The organism is Streptomyces sp. NPDC059900 (assembly GCF_050270335.1).
Lineage (GTDB): Bacteria > Actinomycetota > Actinomycetes > Streptomycetales > Streptomycetaceae > Streptomyces.
In genome coordinates, this window is the sequence record NZ_JBNNJZ010000711.1 from 1 (window position 1) to 3777 (window position 3777).

Annotated in this window: 3 protein-coding genes; 2 read left to right on the forward strand and 1 reads right to left on the reverse strand. The window is 71.6% G+C overall.

The window, feature by feature from the left end; genetic code table 11:
* Window positions 1-875: carboxylesterase family protein (locus ACQKIP_RS42500; protein WP_427745459.1), on the forward strand; the 875-nt coding region annotated here is incomplete at its 5' end.
* An 80-nt stretch (window positions 876-955) separates the two neighbouring features.
* Window positions 956-1834: an SGNH/GDSL hydrolase family protein gene (locus ACQKIP_RS42505; protein ID WP_365856730.1), complete on the forward strand. Its 879-nt coding sequence runs from the start codon at window positions 956-958 to the stop codon at window positions 1832-1834.
* A 90-nt stretch (window positions 1835-1924) separates the two neighbouring features.
* On the opposite strand, the gene ACQKIP_RS42510 is transcribed toward ACQKIP_RS42505, so the two are convergent.
* Window positions 1925-3777 (reverse strand): glycosyl hydrolase (locus ACQKIP_RS42510; protein ID WP_427745460.1); only part of this gene is annotated, 1853 nt, incomplete at its 5' end.

The window sequence follows — 3777 nt, forward strand, 5'->3', positions numbered from 1 at the left end:
GCATCAGCATCGCCGCCCTGCTGGCCAGCCCGCACGCCGAGGGCCTCTTCCGGCGGGCGGTCCTGCAAAGCGGAGCCCCCACGGCCGTCGACCGGGCCGAAGCAGCCCGCACCACGAACGCCATCGCCGAGCACCTCGGCATCCCGCCCACCGCGGCCGACTTCGCCCGCGTGGACCGCGCACGGCTGCTCGCCGCCCAGCGGGCCGTCACCGCGGGCGGCACCCCGCTGACCGGCGGCCGCGGCTTCCACCTCGTCGTCGACGGCGACGTCCTGCCCGAGGACCCCGCCGCCGCGCTCGCCCGGGGCGCCGCCGACCACATCGACGTCCTGCTGGGCTCCAACACCGACGAATACCGGCTCTGGTTCGTGCCCAGCGGCTACATCGACCGCATCAACGACGCCACGCTGTGGGCCGCCGTCCACGAGGGCCAGGCCCCCTGGCGGGCTCCGGTCGTCTACCGCACCGCGCGGCCCGGCGCGTCGCCCGGCGAGGTCTTCGGCGCCATCGTCACCGACAAGGTGCTGCGCGTGCCCCTCAACCGCCTTGCCGACGCCCGCACGGGCCGTCCCGGCCGGACCTTCGTCTACGAGTTCGCCTGGCCCTCACCGCAGCACGAACTCGGCGCCTGCCACGCCCTGGAGATCGGCTTCGTCTTCGACACCCTCGACACGCCCGACAGCCTGCTCCTCACGGGCGAGACGGCACCGCGCCACCTGGCCGACGCGATGCACCGCGCGTGGATCGCCTTCGCGAGCGGCGACGACCCCGGCTGGCCCGAGTGGGGCCCCGAGCGGCCCGTCATGACATACGGCGCCGACGGCGCCCGGGTCGTGTTCGCGCCCCGGGAGCAAGAACGCCGCCTGTGGCCGTAGGGGCCGCGCTGCCCCTTGCCACTCCCCCGCACCGCCCACCGGCACGCCCATCCACCCGCACAGATCAAGAGGACACCGCCATGAAAACGCCTTCGCGCGCCCTGCTGGTCACCACTTTGCTCTGCGGAACCGCCCTCACGGCCCCGACGGCCACCGCGGCGGCCGCGACGGGAGACGAAGACCGCCTCCAGTACGTGGCCCTCGGCGACTCCTTCGCTGCCGCCCCGCTGGTGCTCCCCACCGACACCGCCAACCGCAAGTGCCTGCGCTCACTGGCCGATTACCCGCATGTCGCCGCCAAGGCGCTCGACGCCGACCTGACCGACGTGAGCTGCTCCGGCGCGACCGCCGACGACTTCAGCACTGCGCAGCATGCCGGCACCGCGCCCCAGTACGACGCGCTCTCCGCCGACACCGACCTCGTCAGCATCACGATCGGCGCCAATGACAGCGCCCTGTCCGGGCTCACGGTCAGCTGCCTCAACGCCCTGCCGAAGCCGCTCGGCAAGAGCTGCGCAAAGGCCAACACCGGGGGCGGCACGGACCGGTACGGCAAGGCCATCGATGCCTGGGCGCCGAAGTTCGACGTCGTCCTCGACACCGTCCGCCAACGCGCACCGCACGCGAAGGTGTTCGTCGTCGGCTACGGCAAGTACTTCCGCGACGGGGGCTGCTTCCCCCTCCAGCCGTACTGGGGCCAGGACGCCGACTACATCCAGGCGAAGATCGACCAGGTCGGCGGGGTGCTGCGCTCCGCGGCCGCACGGCACGGGGCCGCATTTGTCGACGCCAAGGACCTCGGCACCGGCCACGACTCGTGCGCCCCCGCGGCCGACCGCTACATCGGAGGCACCGTCCCCACGCGCGACGCGGCCCCGCTGCACCCCAACGCCGCAGGCTCGCGCGCCTACGGCCTGGCCCTGGCCGACGCCGTACGGGCGGACACGTCCACCCAGTGACGGCAGGCCGCCTGATCGTTCGCTGTCGCTCCCTGCCTGTTCCCGGCAGGGAGCGACAGCGGACACATCACTCGGACACGGACCCGGGGCTCAGCCGAACGGAATCGTCAAGGTCGAATCAGCCGTCCCGGTCCGCAGTTTGGCCGGGGCGTTGCCGATGGCCGACCACACCTCCAGGCGCACCGTCCCGTTCTTCAGGTTGCCCAGCGTGCCCGTCGCCGATTTGAGGCCGCGGCCCTCGCTGTAGGCCTCCCAGCCGTTCACCGGATCGGTGGCGAAGTACTGGTAGGTCTCCGTGCGGTCGAACGTGCCGTCGCCCGTGAGGTCGTAGCTGATCCTGGCCTGCTGGCCCAGGCCGACCGCGGTCCCGGCGTCCACCTGGAGGCGGAAGGACGTGGACTTGCCCGCCGCGAGCGTGCCGTTGACCTTCTTCGCCTCGTAGACCTGCGGCTGGTTCGGTGTGCCGTCGTGGTTCGCTCCCCCGGCGGAGGCGAGAGTGTCGCTGCCCGCGGTGGCCCCGGTCGCCGTGGTGAGCGTTCCTCCGCTGCGGAGCTGGAAGACGTTGCCCGTGGGCGGGTCGGGGTCCGGGTCGCCGCCGCCCGTTCCGGTGCCCGTGGCCGTGGAGCGGGCCGGGACCGTGAGGGTCGCGCCGTCGGAGAAGGTGACCGTGCGGGACGAGGCGCCGAAGTTGTGCGCCGCATAGGTGCGTGTCGTGCCCTTGGCGAAGACCGCCGACGTCGGGATGTCGCCGGTGATCGTCGTGTCGGGGGCGCCGAGTGTGTCCAGGGTGTTGATCCAGTGGTAGGTGTGCGCCTTGGATTCACCCTGCTCGGGCGTGTAACCGGCGTTGCCCGCGTCCCACTTGGACTTGGCCGCGGCCGGATCGGCGAGCGATTCGAATTCCCAAAGGATGTCGCGCCACTCAGCCGCAGGACCGCCGTTCTCCCGCACCATCTCGGCGAGGTTGCGCCGGATCGCGGCCTTGTGTCCGGCCAGGTGCAGTGAGCCGCCTGTGATGGGCAGGGCGTTGATGCCGTGGATCTCCTCGGGGTTGGCCGTCCACCACGTGGCGTAGGCCGCTCCGCTGCCCCACACCATTCCGGCCGTGTCATGGCCGAAGCCGGAGGGGAAGACCTGCTCGTCGGCGTCGAACCAGTACTGGGCGATCGCCTCCGACTCGGTGGTCAGCAAGTAGGCCCCCAGGTCGCGGAGTTCGGCGTTGCCGGTGGCCGAGCCCCACAGCACCAGGGCGGCGCTGAGATTGGTCGACTCCGAGGAGGACTCCTGGTTGTTGCCCGCGGCGAAGCCCTGGTGTCCGGAGGCCCAGCTGTGGCCCGCGTAGACGTCGAAGCCGCGCAGGAAGGGGAAGGCCGCGTCGCCGCGGGCGGGGTTGGCGGCGTCCTTGATGAGGGTTTTGACCATGCCGCCCCATGCCGAGTCGGCGGCCCAGGCCTGGTCGTACTGGGCGACGATCGCCGCCGCGTAGACGTAGTAGCTGTAGTGGAAGTGGTGGTCGTTGAGTTCGGTGTCGCTGCCGTACGACGCCGGATAGCCGGTCAGCGTCTTCCAGTCCTTGTCGTAGGAGAACTCACTGGCACCGCCCGCGGTGAACCACTCCTGGAGGCGGCCCTTGAGCAGGCCGAGGAGCTTGTCGCGGGTGCCGGTCTCGCCGATCTGGTCGGCGACGGGGACGAGCTGGGCGAGCCTGCCCAGCGCCTTGCCCGTCCAGTAGGTGTCGGTGGCGCCCGAGAAGGGGTCGGCCGCATTCGCCACGTCGTCGAGGTAGCCCTTCAGACGCGCCCGGTCGACGCCCGAGGACTTCGGCAGGGCGGGCAGGACCGAGGAGGACTTCTGGGCGGTGGTGAAGGACGTGCCCTCGCGGACCTTCATCGTGCCGCGCGGCGACTTGTAGGTGTACGAGGTCAGCGCATCGCTCGTGTGCC

Bases quoted from the DNA above. Each gene is read 5' to 3' on its own strand.
- ACQKIP_RS42505 (WP_365856730.1), top strand. From the start codon at position 956: ATGAAAACGCCTTCGCGCGCCCTGCTGGTCACCACTTTGCTCTGCGGA.